We start from the raw sequence: 18,666 nt of genomic DNA, 5'->3' as shown, positions 1-18,666 counted from the left end.
AATTCTTTTCTTTTTAAGCCTCCTCAAGCTCATCAATCTCCACCTTCAAATTCTTGATAATAAAATCTTGTCTGTCTGGCGTATTTTTCCCCATGTAGAAAGACAATAACTGCTCGATTGAAGTATGCTTATCCATCATAACCGGATCAAGGCGAATCGTATCTCCAATAAAGTTCTTGAACTCATCTGGCGAAATCTCTCCCAAACCTTTAAATCGGGTGATTTCGGGTTTTGGTTTTAATTTTTCAATCGCATCTTTTCTTTCTTCTTCAGAATAACAATAAATCGTTTCTTTTTTATTTCTAACCCTGAAAAGCGGTGTCTGTAAAATATACAAATGCCCTTCTTTGATTAATTCAGGGAAAAACTGCAAGAAAAAAGTAATCAACAATAAACGAATGTGCATTCCGTCGACATCGGCATCGGTTGCGATTACGATGTTGTTGTAACGCAGTTTTTCTAATCCATCTTCGATATCTAATGCAGCTTGCAATAAATTGAATTCTTCGTTTTCATATACAATTTTTTTAGACATTCCATATGAATTCAAAGGTTTACCACGTAAACTGAAAACTGCTTGCGTATTTACGTCACGTGACTTTGTAATTGACCCAGAAGCCGAATCTCCCTCGGTAATAAAAAGCGTACTTTCTAAGTTTCTTGGGTTTTTGGTATCTGGAAGATGCGCACGACAATCTCTTAATTTTTTATTGTGAAGATTGGCTTTTTTAGCACGATCTGTTGCTAATTTTCTAATTCCTGACAATTCTTTTCTTTCGCGCTCTGCCTGAAGAATTTTACGCAATAAAGCTTCGGCTGTTGGCGGATTTTTATGCAGGTAATTATCCAGTTTCGTTTTGATGAAATCGTTAACGAAAGTACGAACAGAAACCGCTGGCGATCCATCGTCAGAACCCATATCAGTAGAGCCTAATTTTGTTTTGGTCTGAGACTCAAAAACCGGTTCCATTACTTTAATACTAATCGCACTTACAATCGATTTTCGAACGTCTGACGCATCAAAATTCTTATTGTAAAACTCACGAATCGTTTTTACAACCGCTTCACGGTAAGCCGCTAAGTGCGTTCCTCCTTGTGTTGTATTCTGACCGTTTACGAAAGAGTGATATTCTTCACTGTATTGGGTTTTACTGTGCGTCAATGCAACCTCAATATCGTGGTCTTTCAAATGGATAATTGGATATTCTAAATCTTCTTCGCTGATAGTTTCTTCCAACAAATCACGAAGTCCGTTTTCTGAATAATACTTTTCTCCATTGAAAATAATCGTCAAACCATTGTTTAGATAACAATAGTTTTTAACCATTTTAACTACATATTCTAAACGGAATTTAAAGTTTTTGAAAATCGTTTCGTCTGGCGTAAAAACTACTTTTGTTCCTTTACGTTTTGTCGTATCGATTATATCTTCTTCTAGAACTAAATTCCCAGCAGAGAATTCCGCTCCTTTTTGTTTGTCATCACGAACAGATTCTACACGGAAATAAGTCGAAAGTGCGTTTACTGCTTTTGTTCCGACTCCATTCAGACCTACTGACTTCTGGAAAGCTTTTGTATCGTACTTTCCTCCTGTATTCATCTTCGACACTACATCGACCACTTTCCCTAACGGAATACCACGTCCGTAATCACGAACCGTAACCGTTTTGTCTTTGATACTTACTTCAATAGTTTTTCCAGAGCCCATTACGAACTCATCGATACAGTTGTCTAAAACCTCTTTTAGAAGAATGTAAATACCATCATCCGGCGCAGATCCGTCTCCAAGTTTTCCGATATACATCCCAGGACGCATACGGATATGTTCTTTCCAATCAAGTGAACGAATATTATCTTCGGTATATTGATTTTGCTCTAGCATATATGATTTTAGGATTTTTTGCTAATGTACCATTTCTTAACAAAAAATGAAAGCGTATTTCTTTTTTGTTATGAATAATAACAGTTTAAAATCTATTTAAGTTGATTTTAAAATAAAACGGCGTAAAAATTATAAAAACCTGCCTTTTCAGCAAAAAAAATACTATTTGATTCCGAGTACTTCTTTTGCCAAAGCAATCATTTCGGGTGTTCCCGTATTTTTGTTCTTTTCGTCAGAGAGTTTTACAACACCTTGCCAATGTACATTATCAGGTTTTGTATCCGTTAATTTTATAACCATATTCATGGCTGGAAGTCCTACGTCGTTAGTGAAATTTGTTCCAATTCCAAACGACATTTTTATTTTATCCTGACAGAAATCGGCAATCTTTTTTACTTTGTCGTAATTGAGCGAATCTGAAAAAACGATAACTTTTGATTTCGGATCAATTCCCATTTTGTTATAATGAGAAATTACTTTCTGAGCAAACTCAATCGGATCGCCACTGTCATGTCGAACGCCGTCAAAAAGTTTGGAATATTTTTTATCAAACTGATTGAAAAATATTTCTGTAGTATACGTATCGGTTAAAGCGATTCCGAGATCACCGCCATAAACTTTTGTCCAATTTTCAAGGCTTATAAAATTCGCCACCTGAAAACCATATTGCGCAGCATGAAACATAAACCATTCGTGAGCGTGTGTACCTAAAGGTCTTCGATTATTGACCATTGCAAAATGCACATTACTTGTACCAATAAAACTCTGTCCTCCATACGTTTGCAAAGTCTCATTCACAAGACTCTGCACATCATAAGAGTGACGGCGTCTTGTTCCAAATTCTAAAATAGAAACGCCAAGTCTATTGTAATTCTCTATTTTTTCTTTCGTAAGACTTTTTACAGCTTCATCATTTAAACGAATTAAATGATTGGATTTATAAAAAAGTTCTGAAATCAAAGCCATTAAAGGCACTTCCCACAAAATAGTTCTGTACCAATACCCTTCAACGGTAACTTTTATTTCTGAACCTTCCTGACTAATCTGAACTTCAGACGGATCAAAACTATGGCCTTGCAGAAAATCTAAATAAGTTGGGTCAAGATAAGGACAATAATGTGCTAAATAACTTTTCTCTTCTTTTGTTAGACGAAGATCTGCCATTGCATCAACAGAATTTCGAAGTAATTCTGCAAATCCCTCAGGAAAAATATGTTTTCCACGGTTTATAAAACCATACCGAACTTTTGCTTTTGGAAAAAGTTTAATTACAGCATGCTGCATTGTAAATTTGTAGAAATCATTGTCTAAGATTGATTTCAGAAAAGTTGTTTCCATAGCATTCAAATTCGGATCATTCTTGCTAAGATACGTCAATTTCAGAAAAGATGGAAATTACTGGATTCTTAGCTCATTATTTTTAAACTATTTTAAAAGAAACGACACTATTTCCATCTACAAAGACAGTAATATAATCACCTATGTTACTATCTATTGGAATCTGAAATTCTAAACCTCCTCGCTTCTCTTTCGAATTTTGAACTTTAACCGCTTTATTATATTTATTCAAATAAAAAACCTGATTCGATTTTGAAAGATTTTTGATTTCTACTGTAATCTTATCGCCATTTCGCGCTTCAATTATCCCAGAATCTGGCGATTTAATTTTATAATCTTTTTCGATTGTAGTATTATAAATCAAAGGTCCATTAAGAAAATCTTCTTTACTTAACCTATTTCCCAAATAGGAACCTGAATCTGGAAAATGCTTCGCAAAGAAATAATCTGGATCTGTATCAAAATAAGCAGGATTAAAATCATTGACCATTCTGCCTTTACTGCTGTCGTAATAGCCTTGCCCCCATGTCACATCTAAAAGACGCCATTTTTTATCAATCAAGACCATATTCCAAGCATGATTGGATGAAGTGGTTTTTCGACCAATATCTCGCACTGAAATTTTAGAATCGCCACGAATGATTTCACATTTAATTCCCATTGCAGTAGCTAAATGCTGGTACAAAGCCGTAAAACCTTCACAAACTGCTTTTTTAGATTTAAAAGCTTTCTGAATCAGATTATCATTCAGCTGTTTTATTTTTCGCTGTTTTTCAGCTTCAGAAGAATAGCTGAAACCTTGAACTCTTGGCGGATTCAAATAGGCATTATAATCGTATCTTATATTGAAGGCAATCCAGCTGTAAATAGCACGTGCGCGATCATAATCCGAATCAAAATCTTTTTCGATTCTGTCGGCTAATTTTTCGGTGCTATCAAAGCTTTTTGGGTATTTTGCAACTATTTTATCAACTTCACTAATCTTTTGAGCAAAAGTAAAATTGATGAAAATACTATTTAATAAAAGGAAAATAAGGGCAATCTTTTTTTGTGGCATTTAAAAATTTGATTTAATAATATCTTTCAGTTCTTGATCTAATTCAGGATTAGAGATTTTATTTTCTTGTAAATCAAAATTCGAGCCAAACGCTGGTAATGAGAAACTTCCTTTAATTTCTGCACCATAACGCGGGAAAAGATTCTGCGCAATTCCTAAAACAGATGCACCTCCTCGACCTCCTGGTGAAGTTGCCAATAATAACATTGGTTTGTGCTGAAAAACGTCTTTTTCGATTCGAGAACTCCAATCGAAAACATTTTTGAAAGCAACAGAATAATTTCCGTTGTTTTCTGCCATCGAAACCACTAGAATATCAGCTTCTTTAAGTTTATTCAAGAATGCTTGCGCTACTTCATGCTGACCGATTTCTTTTTCAAGATCTACGCTGAAAACTGGCATTGCAAAATCATTAAGATCTAAAACCTCAACATCTGCATTTTCAAATAAACTAGATGCATAAGTTGCTAAATGTTTGTTGATTGACTGCTTGCTGTTACTTCCTCCAAAAGCTACTATTTTCATATTTGCGGTATTTGTTTTTTTTTAAACCATATAAGTAATATAAGAAAATTTAAGTTTGACATCTTTAATTTAAAGACAAAGCTTTTTAAATGAACTTATATCACTTATATGGTTCAATAATTAATTTTCTATTTCAAATATCTCTTTTTGTATTTCTACAGAATAATCATTTGGTGAAATACTTCCGCCGAAAGCTTTCGCATAGACTTTAGTAAATTCTGCTCCAAAATATAAAATAATAGCCGAATAATATACCCAAACCAAAATTATAATTACAGAACCCGCTGCACCGTAAACGCTTGCAACGGTTGAATTTCCTAAATATACTCCAATTGCAAATTTACCTATCATAAATAAAATCGCAGTACTTGATGCTCCAATGAAAGCATCTTTCCATTTGATGATTCCGTCAGGTAAAGTTCGGAATATAATGGCAAAAAGCAATGTTATGCTGGCAAAAACAATTACCAAATTAACCACATAAAAAAAGTAAACTGTTGTGTCTGGAAAATAGAGTTTTAAACGAGCATTTAAAAGATCCAGAGTAGCATTGACCATTAAACTGACTAGCATTAAAAATCCAACTGAAACAATCATGGAAAAAGACATCAATCTGTTTTGAATGAACTTTTTCAAACCTTTATTAGGCTTTGCGCGAAGTCCCCAAATATAATTGATAGAGCTTTGTATTTCTGCAAAAACACCTGATGCTCCAATTAGTAACATGACAACCCCAAAAACGGTTACAAAGACATTACTGTCTGATAGTTGAACATTTTTGATTGCCTCCTGAATCTGTACAGCAGCATTATTTCCAACCAATCGATTTATCTGACCATATAATTGACCTGTGACTGCCTCTTCCCCAAAAAAGAAGCCACAAATGGTGATTATAATAATCAATAAAGGAGGCAAAGCAAAAATGGTATAATAAGATAATGCCGCGCTTAACTTTATAGCATTGTCATCATTGAATTCTAAAAATGTTGTTTTTAATAAATACCAAGTTTTTGAAAAGATATTGTGATTTTTCATATGCTCATCTTTTGATATTCACCCAAATTTAAGCAATAATGAAATTTCGGCTCTTTTGTGATTTTATGGGAATTTTATATTTTTCCCATCTACCAATATGCAATTCCTAACGGAATACTACTTTTCAAGATCCATGATTTGAATTAACAATATTAAATCCTTAACAAAATAATCTCGTAGAGATTTAATATTGGTAACTCAAAAAAAAAAAAAAACGACACTCTAAATTGTCCTGTAGGGACTTAACATCAAAAAATTATTTATAGTGACAAAAAATCCCTTTATCATAGACTGTCCATAAACTTGCTTTTTGATTCGCTGCTTTTAAAGCATTATTTGCCCAAGTATTGCATGTATAAAAAAGGCTGTAACTTCCTTTGGCTTCATAAAAAGCATCTTTTCGCCCGTAGCTGTGACCTTCAATCCATTGTGGATGAATTGGATCGCTAAAACTATTAGAAATATAATTGACTAAATTTTGATAATTTTCTTTTGATACCAAAATACGTTTGCAGTCATCTCCTTCTCTTAATTGTTTAAAAAACGTTGCATGCACTGCAGAAGAACTAATTCCAAATGCGGCTTTAAAAGCTGTACTTGCTTTTAAATCTGACCATTCTGGAGTTTCTAAATAAAAGCCTTTATCTCCCCAACCAAATGCGATATAATTCATCAACGAATCCTTTGATTGAGTTTGATTGAATTTAATTTCGTTTCTCAAATCTTTTATTTCATTTTTTACAGGAACTACAATATCAGTATGCACTCCGTTTGAAAGAATGTAAATCGGAATTGCGTCTCGTTCTTCGACTTTTGCGATATCTGAATTGACTGTAATTTTAGAAATAATCAAAACAGAAGAAATATAAAGGGCAATAAAACTGAAAATTCCGAAAAGCGTCCAGCCTAGAATTTTGAATGACTTTTTTAGCATTTTGATTGGTTGATTTTAGATTAGTAATTGGTTATTTTTTCTATAACCAATTTTTGAGCCAAAAATTTTTCAGTTGCTAAAATGGACCGCGGATTTTATTGATTCGCTTTCGCGAAAGCGCGGATTTAAACGGATTTTAATTTTCAATTTTGTCATCCTGAGCGGAGTCGAAGGACACGCAAGTAGCTCTACAATCTAAATCGCTAATCTTTGCGCGGGCTTCGACTCCGCTCAGCCTGACATTCCAAAACTTAAGTACTAGACATAAAAAAACTGCTGAATCTCTCCAGCAGTTTTAGTCTTTATTCTTTGTTCTTTACTCTTTCTTCTAAAAAAAAATTAAACGTTAAAACGGAAATGCATTACATCACCATCCTTTACAATATATTCTTTTCCTTCCACTCTGAATTTTCCAGCTTCTTTTGCTTTTGCCTCAGAACCATAGTGAACGTAATCGTCATATGAAATTACCTCTGCACGGATAAATCCTTTTTCAAAATCAGTATGAATAACACCCGCTGCTTGTGGTGCAGTTGCTCCAATTGGAATAGTCCAAGCACGAACTTCTTTTACACCAGCCGTAAAGTAAGTTTGCTGTTTTAACAATTTGTAAGCTGCACGAATTAAAACTGATGCTCCTGGCTCTTCTAATCCCATGTCTTCAAGAAACACCTGACGCTCTTCGTAGCTTTCTAATTCTGTAATATCAGCTTCTGCTCCTACTGAAAGTACAATTACTTCAGCATCTTCATCTTTTACTAATTCACGAACCTGATCCACATATTTATTTCCGTTTACTGCAGAACTTTCATCAACATTACAAACGTATAAAACTGGTTTTGCAGTTATCAATTGAAAACTTTCCAATAAAACTTCTTCGTCATTATTTTGAGGAACAATTGTTCTAGCAGATTTCGCTTGCAAAAGAGCTTCTCTAATTCTGTTTAGCAAAGCTTCTTCTGCCTGAGCTTCTTTATTTCCTGTTTTTGCAGCACGTTTTACTTTCTCCAAACGTTTTTCGATTGTTTCTAAATCTTTTAACTGCAATTCGATATCAATCGTTTCTTTGTCACGAATTGGATTTACGTTTCCATCAACGTGCACAATGTTATCATTGTCAAAACAACGTAAAACGTGAATAATAGCATTACACTCTCTAATGTTTCCTAAAAACTGGTTTCCAAGACCTTCACCTTTACTTGCACCTTTTACTAAACCTGCAATATCTACAATATCTACAGTTGCCATTTGTACACGCTCTGGTTTTACTAGTTCTTCTAGTTTGTTGATTCTTGGATCTGGAACGTTTACAACACCAATATTTGGTTCGATTGTACAAAACGGAAAGTTTGCACTCTGCGCTTTTGCATTAGATAAACAATTAAATAATGTTGATTTTCCAACATTTGGTAATCCTACAATTCCTGCTTTCATCTGTTTGTTTCTATTTATTTTGTTCGGTCTTCTATTCTAGACCTCAAACACTAAACATTGTTTTTTAGTGCGTTATGATTTTATCTGATTTTCTGATTTCTGCCAAAATGATATTTTTTGGCATTAAAATTTTGCAAATATAAGATTTAATAGCTCTTACGCGAAGTAAAAATGTTCAATAATATAATTTTAGACATATGCAATGAAATTTTTAAACATTTTATTAATATTTTGTTAAAAAAGATTACTTTTATAAAACTGATCAACAAAAAACAAACCAAAAAACCACTTACCATGAAAAAGATTGCATTATTGTTATTTCTGCTGAATTCAGCATTTCTCGTTGCACAAAAAGAGGTCTCGGGTATTGTAAAAGATAAGACCGGTGCACCACTGCCAGGTGTAAACATTGTCGAAAAAGGGACTTCAAATGGTGTTTCTACTGATTTTGAGGGTAGTTTTAGAATAAAAGTAAAAGAAGGTGCAACTTTAGTTTTTAGTTATGTAGGATTTACGACAGTTGAAAAAGCAGCTTCAGGAGATAAAATAAGTATTACATTAAGCGAAAACGACGGTCAGGTCTTAAATGACGTTGTAGTCGTTGGTTCTAGAAATGCAAAAAGAACCGTTGTAAACTCGGCCGTTCCTATTGATGTAATCAATGTAAAAGATGTTACGACGCAAAGCGGAAAAATCGAAATTAATCAGTTGTTACAATATGTAGCGCCTTCATTTAATGCCAATAAACAATCGGGATCTGATGGCGCTGACCACGTCGATCCGGCTTCTTTGAGAGGTATGGGACCAGATCAAACTTTGGTTTTAATTAACGGAAAAAGAAGACATCAATCTTCTTTAATCAATTTATTTGGAACTCGCGGACGTGGAAACACAGGAACAGATTTGAATGCTATCCCTGCTTCTTCAATCAAAAGAATTGAGATTTTGAGAGACGGTGCAGCAGCACAATACGGTTCTGACGCTATTGCTGGAGTTATTAATATTGTAACTAATGATAGCGTTGATCAATTTACTGGTTCTGTAACTTATGGCGCCTTTAATACTCATGCGAAAGGTGATTTCCCAGAAGGAACTGCCAATACAAAAAATTATAGATTAGACCGGCACGGCAATGGAAATTCATTTGGAAAAAATCAAGATTTTGATGGCGGATCAGTTCAAATAGGAGCCAATTATGGAACAAAGATTGGAACTAAAGGTGGTTATGTAAATGTAACAGGAGAATTTTTGAATAAAAATAAAACATTAAGACCTGGTTTTGACTTCAGAAAAGGATTTGGAGAAGCCGAAATCCAAGGTGTAAATTTATTTGTGAATCTTGCTATTCCAATAGCTGACAAAACTGAGTTTTATGCTTTTGGAGGAAGCAATTTTAGAGATACTGATGCTTATGCTTTTACCAGAAATGACGGAGAAAGAGTTGTTGAATCTGTGTATCCAGGCGGATATACCCCAAGAATTACATCAAAAATCAATGACAACTCAATCGCAGCAGGAATAAGAACCGAATCTGGCGGAGGCTGGAAATGGGATTTTAGCAATACTCTCGGAAAAAACAAATTTCATTACGATATAAAAGGAACTATAAATGCATCACTTGAAGAAAAATCCCCACACGAGTTTGATGCAGGAGGCCACAGCCTACTTCAAAATACTACAAATTTAGATGTTTCTAAAAACTATGAAGACATTTTAGAAGGTTTAAATATTGCTTTTGGAACAGAATTCAGAGTAGAGCAATTTGAAATTTTTGCTGGCGAAGAAGGTTCATACGCTACTTATGACACAAACGGAAAACCTATTACAGATCCAACAACCCAAAGCGCTCCAATCGACCCGATATCTGGAGAGCCAAGACCGGGAGGCTCTCAAGGTTTCCCAGGATACAGCCCTTTGAACGAAGTCAATAAAAGCCGTACCAATTTCTCATTATATACTGATGCCGAATTAGATATTACAAAAGCATTAATGGTTAGTGGCGCTGTTCGTTTTGAAAATTATAGCGACTTCGGAAGTACTCTAAACGGTAAATTAGCTTCAAGGCTTAAAATTAATGATCACTTAAATTTAAGAGGTTCTGTAAGCACAGGCTTCCGCGCACCATCTTTAGCTCAAATTTACTATAATTTGCGTTTTACCAATTTTAGTTCAGCTGGAGCGACAGAAGTATTATTGGCCTCAAATGATAGTGAAGTAACTAGAGCTTTTGGAATTCAAAAATTAAACGAAGAAAAGGCAATAAATGCCTCATTAGGGTTTACTGCTAGCTATGGCGATTTCACAGCAACTGTTGATGGTTATTTAATTAATGTAAAAAGACAGAATCGTACTAACAGGTTATTTTGATGCATCTGCTTTGCCAGGAAATATAGATAAGGCTCAGTTTTTTGTGAATGGAGTAGATACAAAAACGAAAGGTTTGGATATTGTGTTAGCATGGAAAAAAACAATAAACGAGAACCATTTTAGCGCAACTCTTGTTGGAAATATCAATGATATGAAAATTGACAAAGTAAAAAATGGAACCTTAGACGAAAAAACATTTTTTGGAGAACGTGATAAAGCATTTTTACTAGCCTCAGCCCCTCCAAGCAAATTTGGACTTAACCTGAATTACGCAAGAAAATGGTTTGATGCTGGACTTGCCTTTACAAGATTCAGCGACGTAAAACTTTTAGATTATCAAATGGATGAAGATCCAGAGGACTACAGAACTTCTCCAGATGAAACTGACGAACAAGTTTTTGCAAACCAAAAGAAAGCGGCAACTGACACTTACGGAGCAAAAATTGTAACTGATTTAACTTTAGGTTTTAAACTTTCCAAATCAACTAAAATTAGCATTGGAGCAAATAACTTATTTAACATTTATCCTGATCAACAAGATGACTGGGTTGAAGCTGGAGGTTATTGGGATGCCGTACAAATGGGTTTCAGCGGAGCTTATTACTATGCTAGACTTGGATTTAATTTTTAAGAAGGGCTTCGACTCCGCTCAGCCTGACAATTGAATGAGTTTTTTTGTCTTCCTGAGCGGAGTCGAAGGACACGAAAGAAACTCTACAAAGTATATCACAAATCATAATGGCTTCGACTTTGCTCAGCCTATCAAAACAAAAAAATCCTGAACATAATATTCAGGATTTTTCATTTCTATTTATAATTACAATTTAAACTCCAAAGAGGCAATGATTGCTTTTTCTTCATCGGTTGCTGTAAATCCCGAAATGTCCCAGTAATTCGTCAGGATTTTGTTTTTCTTATTAAAAAGTGATTTTTCTTTAAATACATCACTTTCGTTATAAGTGAAATTTTGTTTGTTGAATCCTGTTGTCACAAAACTATTTCTTACTTGAATATTTTTAGTTTTATCTTTTAAAACAACATTATAACCAATTTCTTCATTTGAACTCAATAAATAATAATCAGTTCCATCCCATCTATAATTTACTTTAACAAACGATTTTGTGATGTTTTTTGGACCTTCTTTTGCCTTCTCTTCCACTTTATCAAGAGTTGAAGGCGTAACAGAAATAGTAAATTCTACGATAATCTTCTTTAAAGGATCATAAATGATTTCAAAAATATCAATTGCTTCTTTGGCTTTATCTAACGGAACAACAGACATTACATAATAATCCTTGTTTTTTGAATGCCCCTTTGTTGTAAAATCATATTCCTTTTTGGCTTTTGAATCCAATAAAGGTTCTAAGTATTTAAAATTTGAATAATTCTCCATTATATCATTCAAATTATATCCTTTCAAATCAGCACTTACATCTGCTTCTAATAATCCGTAGGAACGATTTTGCTCAACCAGTAAAGTGGTTGCATTATTATTTTTATCAAATTGAAAATTCACCAATCCATCATTATAATACGTATACTGATTGTCGAGCATAAAAAACTCTCTTACATATACTTTCTGCCTATGAGAGATACTAATTTTCTTTGTAGAATTGTTAACCAATTTCTGCAGTATTTTTTCTGGAGATTCCTTAGACAAAACCACTTCATCCAATTTATTGTTTTTACTCTTTAAATAAACAACAAATTTTTGATCTCCATTTAAAGAAGTCCAGCGTACCGTCAAATCTTCGTAATTAGTTTCAGAAACCTGAACATTAGATCCTCCTGTCAGCATAAAAGTAACTTTTCCTTCTTCGTTGCTCAATAAAATCTGTTGGGTTTTCATTATTTTAACCGTAGCATTTTGTATTGGCTCCAAGGTTTCTATATCTTTAACAATAATAGAATACTCCTCCTTTTGTGCAAAAACGCTTACGCAATTGAGCAAAACAATAAATAAAAGTAGCAATCTCTTCATAGGCATTGTTATTTTTTCAACTAAAGTATTATTTTTCTAACAATTAAGCAATAGCCTAAAAATAAAACATTCACTATCAAGAAACTGACTTTTTAAAATACTTGAAATCAGGGTAAAAAAAATCCCGAGATATAAGCCTCGGGATTGTATTTATAGGATGTATGAAACATTTATTCAGCATGCAAAAATGCTTGTCTTTGCAATAAAGTTTCTTCGTCTTCCACATGATTATCATCAGGCACACAACAGTCAACCGGACAAACAGCAGCACACTGCGGTTCATCATGAAAACCTTTACATTCTGTACATTTTCCTGGTACTATATAATAGATTTCGTCAGAAATTGGAGTCTGCGCATCATCAGCGTCAACTTCAGTTCCGTCAGGTAAAACTATTTTTCCAGAAAGACTAGTTCCGTCTTTATATCTCCAATCATCTGCTCCTTCATATATTGCTGTATTTGGGCACTCTGGTTCGCAAGCCCCACAATTGATGCATTCGTCAGTTATAATAATTGCCATCTTTTTTAGTCTTAAAGTTTAAAAGTCACAAAGTATAAAGCCATAAAATTTGTCATAAAGTTTGAAAGTATTTAAAGTAAAAATATTAAAGTCTTTTCAACTTAGGACTTTCGACTTTCCACTTTTGTCTTTCGACTTAATTATGCTTATTTTTGTGCAAAATTACAATCAAAACAATTCATAAACAAACATTATGACATTAGAAACAAAAAAAAGTGTTTTTGTTGAATTAGGAAAATTTTTAAGTCAGTTTTCTGAAGATGCTTCTTCACAAAAATCTGACGTTTTATATAATGATATCTTTTTTGAAGATTTCGAAAATCTAATTCGTCTTTCACAATCTCATAATGGATGGTATACTCCTGAACAAGTATATTTCTCTATACAATCTTGGGCCGAAGCGCTAACAAAAGAAAACATTGACAAATGGCTTTCTGCTTATTACTTCGACTCCGCTCAGGATGATAAAAATGGAAAAACTGTTGCTTTAATTTTAGCTGGAAACATTCCATTGGTTGGTTTTCATGATTTCTTATCAGTATTAATCACGGGAAATAAAGCTTTAATCAAAACTTCGTCAAATGATCAGCATTTATTGCCTTTTTTGGCTAAATATTTAATTGCTGTTGATGAAAATCTAAGAGACCGCATCACTTTTGTAGAAGGAAAACTAGAAAACTTCGATGCTGTAATTGCCACTGGAAGCAACAATACTTCTCGTTATTTCGAGTATTATTTTAAAGATAAACCATCAATTATTCGCAAAAACAGAAATTCGGCAGCGATTTTAACTGGAAAAGAAACCAATGAAGATTTAGAAGCTCTTGGCGAAGATATTTTTAGATATTTTGGTTTAGGATGCCGAAATGTTTCTAAACTTTATGTACCGAAAGGCTATTCTTTTGATGCTTTTTTTCAGGCAATCTTCAAATATCAAGACGTTATTCACTATGAAAAATACGCCAATAATTATGATTATAATAAAGCTGTATTTTTGATGAGTAATTTTAAATTATTAGATAATGGATTTCTGACTTTAAAAGAAGATTCCAGTTACGCATCACCAATTTCAAGTGTTTTCTATGAATACTACGAAAACCTTGAAGAATTAGAAAAACGACTTCAGGATGACACAGATCAAATTCAATGCATTGTCAGCAATAATTTAACCCAAAACAGCATTGCATTTGGCGAGACGCAAAAACCTCAATTGTGGGATTACGCAGACAATGTCGATACTATAACGTTTTTGTTAACAACAAAGTAATAAATTGTTTAATTATTTCGAATATTTTAACGCTTTTTCGGCTCTTATTACCGAAATTTGCGTCTTTAAAATTTTCGACTATTAACAACAACCATGAAAAAACACAACTACAGCGCAGGACCAAGTATTTTACCTCAGGAAGTTTTTGAGAAGGCATCAAAAGCAATTTTAAATTTTAATGATTCAGGGTTATCTATCCTTGAAATCTCGCACCGAAGCAAAGATTTCGTTGCAGTTATGGAGGAAGCTCGTTCCCTTGCTTTAGAATTATTAGGACTTCAAGGAAAAGGTTATCAGGCTTTATTTTTACAAGGTGGTGCAAGTACAGCTTTCTTAATGGCACCATACAACCTAATGAAAGAAAACGGAAAAGCTGCTTATTTAGATTCAGGAACGTGGGCAACTGCGGCAATCAAAGAAGCTAAACTTTTCGGTGAAACTGTTGTCGTAGCTTCTTCAAAAGAAGACAATTATACTTATGTTCCAAAAGGTTACGAAATTCCAGCTGATGCTGATTATTTCCACTGCACAAGTAACAATACCATCTTTGGAACTCAAATGAAAGAATTCCCAACAACAAATGTTCCTGTTGTATGCGATATGAGTTCTGATATTTTTTCACGCGAATTAGATTTTTCTAAATTCGATTTAATCTATGCTGGAGCTCAAAAAAATATGGGGCCTGCTGGAACTACATTAGTAGTGGTTAAAGAAGAAATCTTAGGCAAAAACGGAAGAACAATTCCTAGCATGCTAGATTACGCTAAACACATTAAAGGAGAAAGTATGTACAATACTCCACCTGTATTTGCTGTTTATGTTTCTCTTTTAACATTACAATGGATTAAAGAAAAAGGCGGAATTGCTGCTGTTGAAAAATTAAACAATGCTAAAGCTGAATTACTTTACGCTGAAATCGACAGAAACCCATTATTTAAAGGTGCTGCTAAAGTAGAAGATCGTTCAAACATGAACGTAACTTTTTTACTGACAAATCCTGAGCACACAGAAACTTTCGATGCTTTATGGAAAGCTGCAAATATTTCTGGATTGCCAGGACACCGTTCTGTTGGTGGTTACAGAGCTTCTATCTACAACGCTATGCCAATTGAAAGCGTGCAAGTTTTAGTTGACGTAATGAAAGCATTAGAAACTAAAGTTTAGTTTTCAGTCGCAGTTACAGTTTACAGTACAAAAAAAAAAGAAAAAACGAAAATTGGCTGATCGATTAAACAATTAAACGATTAACCAAATAAACAATAAACACAACAATGAAAGTATTAGCAAATGACGGAATTTCTAAAAGCGGAATTCTAGCCTTAGAAAAAGGCGGTTTTGAAGTTATCACTACAAAAGTAGCTCAAGAACAAGTAGCTAACTATATAAATGAAAACAATATCGACGTAATTTTAGTTCGTAGCGCAACTAAAGTTCGTAAAGATATTATCGATGCTTGTCCTGGAATCAAAATCATCGGTCGTGGTGGTGTTGGTATGGATAATATCGATGTGGATTACGCAAAAAGCAAAGGAATCCATGTAATCAACACTCCTGCTTCATCTTCTGAGTCGGTTGCAGAATTAGTTTTCGGACACTTATTCTCTGGTGTGCGTTTCTTGCATGATTCTAACAGAAATATGCCTCTTGAAGGTGACTCAAACTTTGACGGCTTGAAAAAAGCTTACGCTAACGGAACTGAATTAAGAGGAAAAACTCTAGGTATAGTTGGTATCGGCCGTATCGGACAAGCTACTGCAAAAATGGCTTTAGGTCTTGGAATGAAAGTTATCGCTGCAGATAGTTTTATTCCTGAAGTAGACGTAAAAGTTGAGTTTTTTGACGGACAGTCAATCACAACTAAAATTGTTTCTCAATCTTTAGAGTCTTTATTTAAAGAAGCAGATTTCATCACATTACACGTTCCTGCTCAAGATGGCTACATCATTGGAGAAAAAGAACTTGCAATCATGAAAGATGGTGTTGGAATTGTAAACTGTGCTCGCGGTGGTGTTATTGATGAAGTTGCTCTTGTAAAAGCTTTAGATTCAGGAAAAGTTGCTTTTGCTGGTTTAGACGTTTTCGAAAGCGAGCCAAAACCAGAAATGGCAATCTTAATGCACTCTAAAATCTCTTTAACTCCTCATATTGGAGCTGCTACAGGAGAAGCACAGGATAGAATTGGTACAGAATTAGCATCACAAATTATTACTTTGTTAAGCTAATTAACTATAATCAAATTACTTAGAAAGGGATTTATTAACACTGTTTAATAAATCCCTTTCTTTTTTTGTTTAAATTTGATTGATAATCTAAACCCTAAATATCATGTTTGAACAATTAACCCAATTAGTACAGCAATACGGAGGCGATGCTGTGGTAAACAATAACGCTGTCCCAAATGAACATAATGACGCCGTAATAAGCGAAACAAGCAGTTCTATTTTTGAAGGATTAAAAAAGATTGTTTCTGAGGGAAACACAGATCAGATCGCCGGATTATTTAATGGAAACTCTCCAATAGACAGTTCAAATCCTGTTGTTCAACAAATCCAACAGCAATTGAGCGGAAATCTTGGAGAAAAATTTGGTTTGAGTAGTGCAGATTCAAATGGAGTTGCTTCAAATTTAATTCCGCAGATATTAGGCTCTTTAGTCAATAAAGCAAAAGATCCAAACGATAGCAGTTTTCAAATTTCAGATATTATAAATTCTATTTCTGGAAACAGCGGACAAGCTTCTGGAATAATGGATACGATTTCTAAATACGGAATGCAATTTGGACTTGACCAAAACAATGATGGAAAGGTTGACGTTGCAGATGTATTGGTTGTAACCAAAAGCAAAGGAGGAATTGCAGGTTTTATTGGAAAACTTTTTGGAAGTAAATAGTTAAATACTAAGACTCTAAGTTTCTGAGATCCTAAGATGTTAAGCTCCTGAGATATTAAGCACTAAGGCTGTTTGCTCTGCAAACAGCTTTTTTATTTATTACATTCAGCATCTCGAAAGAAAATTCAGAATCTCAGAATCTCAGAAACTCAAAAACTTAGAAACTCAGAATCTTATCACCTTGTTAAAACTCTTCTTATTTTCGCGATTAATCCGTAAATTTAAACTATGAAAAAAGGCATTTCCATATTAATTGTTTTATTTACCATTATTGCGTGTTCTACAGCTTCTAAGAATATTGCTAGCACCGATGTTGCTGCAAACAAAAAGGGAGGTGATACTGTCAGAATTGCAAATGATTCATTAGAATACGAAGTCATTATTATCGATAATGGATTCACAAACTGGCTCGCCTCTCGCGCCTATCCGCGAAACTATCACTCCTTGCAATATCTCGAAAACAAAAATTATCTATATGTAACAGAATGGAACAATCGTGTCTTACAGCCACAGCGCTACAATCCTAATTTGTACGAAATGTCTATTGACTACCGCCCAGACATTCATTATGGCTACGAAGTAAATTATTTAATTTACAATTACATGATTTATTTCCAAAATACTTACAAACAAAAGCTTTGGGGTAACGTTCCTTCAAGATAATATACTATATTTGTAATCATTACAAATAGCAATGAACAGATTAAAAAAACGCTGGGGAATCACCTCAAATTTACAAGCCATAATTATATTTATCGTTTTTGCCATCACAGGATCGGCATCTGCTTGGCTGTCTAAACCTTTCTGCGTTTGGCTGGGAATTACCAAAGAAGATTTTGGAGGCTGGTTTACACTTATCCGTCTTATTATTATCTTCCCAATTTATCAGATTTTATTGGTTGCTATAGGAACTGTTTTTGGGCAATTTAAATTCTTTTGGAACTTCGAAAAGAAAATGCTTAAAAACATGGGACTTGGATTTTTATTTAAAGATTAAACCGCCGTTTTTCTTCCCTGAAAAAAATAAGTATAAATCCATGTCAAAGTAAAAGATGGAATAATATCTGTAAAAGGAATAATTTCTTCTAGAAAAGTCAAAACTCCGGCAACCTTCCCTACTCTTCCTTTATACATTCTCGCCATAATTACGCCTGCAATAGGCGCCCAGATTACATCAGAGAACTCACCTAAAAACGGAATCGAGAAAGAAATCATACCAATTCCATCCAAAACCAATCCGATGATTAATTTTGACATTCTGTTATCTTCTACAACTTCTAAATCTTGCATAACACATTCACTTTTAAGTTAATCGAAATTAAAAATAATTCTCTAAAGTAATCTTACTTATTTATTAAATTTAATTTCCAACATTCCCATATCAATTTACGTACCGATTTTAGATTTTAGATTTTAGATTTTAGATTTTAGATTTT

At 33.9% G+C, this 18,666-nt stretch carries 16 protein-coding genes and 1 pseudogene; 7 read left to right on the top strand and 10 right to left on the bottom strand.

Translation table 11 applies throughout. The annotated features are described in order from the left end of the window. Positions 1 to 13: 13 nt before the first annotated feature. The 7 genes from NU08_RS18875 to ychF all read right to left on the bottom strand — a co-directional run bounded on the left by NU08_RS18875 (position 14) and on the right by ychF (position 8,205). The gene (locus NU08_RS18875; RefSeq protein WP_129748641.1) at positions 14 to 1,882 is read right to left on the bottom strand and encodes a DNA topoisomerase IV subunit B; all 1,869 of its coding nucleotides are present in this window, start codon (positions 1,880 to 1,882) and stop codon (positions 14 to 16) included. Positions 1,883 to 2,044: 162 nt separating this feature from the next. Next, positions 2,045 to 3,220 (bottom strand): nicotinate phosphoribosyltransferase, encoded by a 1,176-nt coding sequence (pncB, locus tag NU08_RS18870; RefSeq protein ID WP_129748640.1) that lies wholly within the window; start codon positions 3,218 to 3,220, stop codon positions 2,045 to 2,047. Positions 3,221 to 3,302: 82 nt separating this feature from the next. Continuing rightward, positions 3,303 to 4,277, bottom strand: a complete 975-nt coding sequence (locus tag NU08_RS18865; protein WP_129748639.1) for a transglutaminase domain-containing protein — start codon at positions 4,275 to 4,277, stop codon at positions 3,303 to 3,305. Continuing rightward, positions 4,278 to 4,802 (bottom strand): NADPH-dependent FMN reductase, encoded by a 525-nt coding sequence (locus NU08_RS18860; protein ID WP_008462574.1) that lies wholly within the window; start codon positions 4,800 to 4,802, stop codon positions 4,278 to 4,280. It lies immediately after the preceding gene. Positions 4,803 to 4,922: 120 nt separating this feature from the next. Continuing rightward, the gene (locus tag NU08_RS18855; RefSeq protein ID WP_129748638.1) at positions 4,923 to 5,837 is read right to left on the bottom strand and encodes a YihY/virulence factor BrkB family protein; all 915 of its coding nucleotides are present in this window, start codon (positions 5,835 to 5,837) and stop codon (positions 4,923 to 4,925) included. A 256-nt stretch (positions 5,838 to 6,093) separates the two neighbouring features. Beyond that, positions 6,094 to 6,771, bottom strand: a complete 678-nt coding sequence (locus tag NU08_RS18850; protein ID WP_129748637.1) for a TIGR02117 family protein — start codon at positions 6,769 to 6,771, stop codon at positions 6,094 to 6,096. Between the two features lie 339 nt (positions 6,772 to 7,110). Next, the gene (gene ychF / locus NU08_RS18845; protein WP_091130460.1) at positions 7,111 to 8,205 is read right to left on the bottom strand and encodes a redox-regulated ATPase YchF; all 1,095 of its coding nucleotides are present in this window, start codon (positions 8,203 to 8,205) and stop codon (positions 7,111 to 7,113) included. Positions 8,206 to 8,499: 294 nt separating this feature from the next. On the opposite strand from ychF, the pseudogene NU08_RS18840 reads away from it, so the two are divergent. After that, a pseudogene (locus tag NU08_RS18840) lies at positions 8,500 to 11,203 on the top strand (TonB-dependent receptor). A gap of 186 nt (positions 11,204 to 11,389) precedes the next feature. Here NU08_RS18840 and NU08_RS18835 read toward each other — a convergent pair. Together NU08_RS18835 and NU08_RS18830 are read right to left on the bottom strand one after the other, a co-directional pair. After that, positions 11,390 to 12,553 carry a hypothetical protein gene (locus NU08_RS18835; protein WP_165352487.1) on the bottom strand — a complete coding sequence of 388 codons (1,164 nt, stop codon included), beginning with the start codon at positions 12,551 to 12,553 and terminating at the stop codon, positions 11,390 to 11,392. A 170-nt stretch (positions 12,554 to 12,723) separates the two neighbouring features. Next, positions 12,724 to 13,074: a 4Fe-4S dicluster domain-containing protein gene (locus NU08_RS18830; protein ID WP_008462559.1), complete on the bottom strand. Its 351-nt coding sequence runs from the start codon at positions 13,072 to 13,074 to the stop codon at positions 12,724 to 12,726. Between the two features lie 193 nt (positions 13,075 to 13,267). Here NU08_RS18830 and NU08_RS18825 point away from each other — a divergent pair, with 193 nt between their 5' ends. From NU08_RS18825 to NU08_RS18800, 6 genes are all read left to right on the top strand, one after another. Next, positions 13,268 to 14,341, top strand: coding sequence for an acyl-CoA reductase (locus NU08_RS18825; RefSeq protein ID WP_129748635.1), 1,074 nt, complete (start codon positions 13,268 to 13,270; stop codon positions 14,339 to 14,341). A 93-nt stretch (positions 14,342 to 14,434) separates the two neighbouring features. Continuing rightward, positions 14,435 to 15,505 carry a 3-phosphoserine/phosphohydroxythreonine transaminase gene (gene serC, locus NU08_RS18820; protein ID WP_129748634.1) on the top strand — a complete coding sequence of 357 codons (1,071 nt, stop codon included), beginning with the start codon at positions 14,435 to 14,437 and terminating at the stop codon, positions 15,503 to 15,505. Positions 15,506 to 15,612: 107 nt separating this feature from the next. Beyond that, positions 15,613 to 16,563: a D-2-hydroxyacid dehydrogenase gene (locus NU08_RS18815; protein ID WP_129748633.1), complete on the top strand. Its 951-nt coding sequence runs from the start codon at positions 15,613 to 15,615 to the stop codon at positions 16,561 to 16,563. Between the two features lie 103 nt (positions 16,564 to 16,666). Then, positions 16,667 to 17,230, top strand: a complete 564-nt coding sequence (locus NU08_RS18810; protein WP_129748632.1) for a DUF937 domain-containing protein — start codon at positions 16,667 to 16,669, stop codon at positions 17,228 to 17,230. A 228-nt stretch (positions 17,231 to 17,458) separates the two neighbouring features. Next, positions 17,459 to 17,893: a DUF6146 family protein gene (locus NU08_RS18805; protein WP_129748631.1), complete on the top strand. Its 435-nt coding sequence runs from the start codon at positions 17,459 to 17,461 to the stop codon at positions 17,891 to 17,893. A 31-nt stretch (positions 17,894 to 17,924) separates the two neighbouring features. Continuing rightward, positions 17,925 to 18,227: a DUF6787 family protein gene (locus tag NU08_RS18800; protein WP_129748630.1), complete on the top strand. Its 303-nt coding sequence runs from the start codon at positions 17,925 to 17,927 to the stop codon at positions 18,225 to 18,227. On the opposite strand, the gene NU08_RS18795 is transcribed toward NU08_RS18800, so the two are convergent. Continuing rightward, positions 18,224 to 18,520, bottom strand: coding sequence for a hypothetical protein (locus tag NU08_RS18795; protein ID WP_129748629.1), 297 nt, complete (start codon positions 18,518 to 18,520; stop codon positions 18,224 to 18,226). The two genes, NU08_RS18800 and NU08_RS18795, sit on opposite strands and share 4 nt — an antisense overlap. Between the last annotated feature and the right edge of the window lie 146 nt (positions 18,521 to 18,666).

This window comes from Flavobacterium anhuiense (genome assembly GCF_004151235.1).
GTDB lineage: Bacteria > Bacteroidota > Bacteroidia > Flavobacteriales > Flavobacteriaceae > Flavobacterium > Flavobacterium anhuiense_A.
This window is presented reverse-complemented; position numbering and strand designations above follow the sequence as displayed.